Origin of the sequence: Pseudogracilibacillus sp. ICA-222130 (assembly GCF_037892545.1) — a bacterium.
Lineage (GTDB): Bacteria > Bacillota > Bacilli > Bacillales > Amphibacillaceae > Pseudogracilibacillus.
In genome coordinates this window covers 1-2,015 of the sequence record NZ_JBBKBG010000065.1, presented here as the reverse complement: position 1 = coordinate 2,015, position 2,015 = coordinate 1, and the positions used below count along the sequence as shown (strand labels likewise).

Annotated in this window: 2 protein-coding genes; both read left to right on the top strand. The window is 32.5% G+C overall.

The window, feature by feature from the left end; genetic code table 11:
* Window positions 1-53: 53 nt before the first annotated feature.
* Window positions 54-1,343, top strand: a complete 1,290-nt coding sequence (gene istA, locus WKT09_RS13565) for an IS21 family transposase (protein ID WP_340416542.1) — start codon at window positions 54-56, stop codon at window positions 1,341-1,343.
* A partial coding sequence (gene istB, locus WKT09_RS13560; protein WP_340416541.1) for an IS21-like element helper ATPase IstB occupies window positions 1,336-2,015 on the top strand: 680 nt, incomplete at its 3' end. The genes istA and istB, both read left to right, overlap by 8 nt.

The window sequence follows — 2,015 nt, the reverse complement described above, 5'->3', positions numbered from 1 at the left end:
TAAGAATGTACAAGATATGATTGGTATTGCATAATATTTCTGAGGTGAATATTATGCATATGCAAATTGATATTAATACAGAAATTGAAATTAACACGCTGGAGGACTTACCAAAATTAAATTTATTAATGGAGAGTTGTAATATGAAAGTTAATAAGAGTCAGCTAGCTCGAGATTTAAATGTCGATCGTCGAACGATCGATAAATATTTGAAAGGTTATGTAAGTTCAAAAACTCGCAAGAGGAAATCAAAAATAGATGAATATTACGGAGTCATAAAATTACTACTATCTGATGAAACACCACAAAAGTTTTATTATAAGCGAGTGCTTTGGCAGTACTTAAAAGATAATCATGACTTAGACTGTTCAGATGTGACATTTAGGGCGTATATATCGAGGAAGCCAGAGTTTCAAGAATATTTCGATAAACAGAAAGGACGTACGCCTAACAGAGAAACTGTTCGATTTGAAACAGCTCCTGCGGAACAAGCACAGTTAGATTGGAAGGAGGATATCAGGTATATCACAAAGGATGGCGAAATATTAAGCGTGAATGTGTTTGTATTCCTTTTAGGTTACTCGAGATTTCGAACGTATTCATTATCAATATCAAAGTCTCAGTCTATTTTGTTGTCTTTCCTAACGGAAAGTTTTGAAGCAATTGGTGGTGTACCTAAAACAATATTAGTAGACAATATGAAGACCGTAATGGATGAATCAAGAACAGCTCACAAGCCAGGGGTAGTAAATGAACGATTCTATCAGTTTTCAAAAGACTTCGGATTCGATGTCCAACCATGCGTGGCATACAGTCCACGCACAAAAGGTAAAGTAGAAGCACCGATGAAAATTCTCGACGAAATCCATGCTTATCAAGGGAAGTTTACTTATGAAGAATTACATCAATTTATTCAAGAACTATGCGATCGTGTAAATCACGGATATCATAAAGGTACAGGGAAAATACCAGTTCTTCACTTTAAACAAGAAAGAGATCTCTTATCCCCACTACCAAATAGGAACATACGAGATCTCTACAAAATAGACCATATACTTGTGAAAGTGAACACATCAAATATGTTTTCTTTCAAATCCAATATGTATTCTGTCCCACCAGGATACATTGGAAAAACCGTAGGTTTACAAGTATATGATAACCAAATTCATGTTTATTATAACACGGATTTGATTGTGGTACATCCTATTAGTGGGCAAAGAATGAATTTCAAACATGAACATTACGTTGAAGCATTATCTAATCATCTACCGTATAAAGATGATATTGACGAATTGGCTTTAAAGAATCTATCCGCAATTAATGAGGTGTATAAAAATGAATAGTAGTTATTCTAAGTTAATTGAAAATCTAGAGTATCTAAAATTAACACAAATGGTTCTCCATTTAGATGAAACTATCGATTTTATGAATCGAAATGAATTATCTTTCACTGATACATTAATTAAATTAACAGATTATGAAATTGATATGAAAGAAATTAGTATGGTAAAGGCAATGGTGAAGGTCGCGGCATTTCCACATTTAAAAGAAATAAAAGATTTTGATTTTTCTTTTCAGCCATCAATTAATAAAGAACAAATACTAGATTTTGAGACTTTACGCTTTATTGAAAGGAAAGAAAACATCGTTTTCTTAGGTTCAAGTGGTGTTGGAAAAACGCATTTAGCTACTTCTATTGGTATAGCAGCAGCTAAAAAAAGAACGAGCACGTATTTCATAAAGTGTAACGATTTAATATTAAATTTAAAAAAAGCACAACTTGAAAATCGATTAGAGACGAGATTGAAGCATTATTCAAAGTATAAATTACTCATCATCGATGAGATAGGGTATTTGCCAATTGATGAAGATGATGCAAAGTTGTTCTTTCAACTCATTGACATGAGATATGAGAAAAAAAGCACGATATTTACAACAAATTCTAATTTTAAGTCATGGAGTGAAATATTTCAGGATCCTAAAATAGCTAACGCTATTTTAGACAGAGTATTACA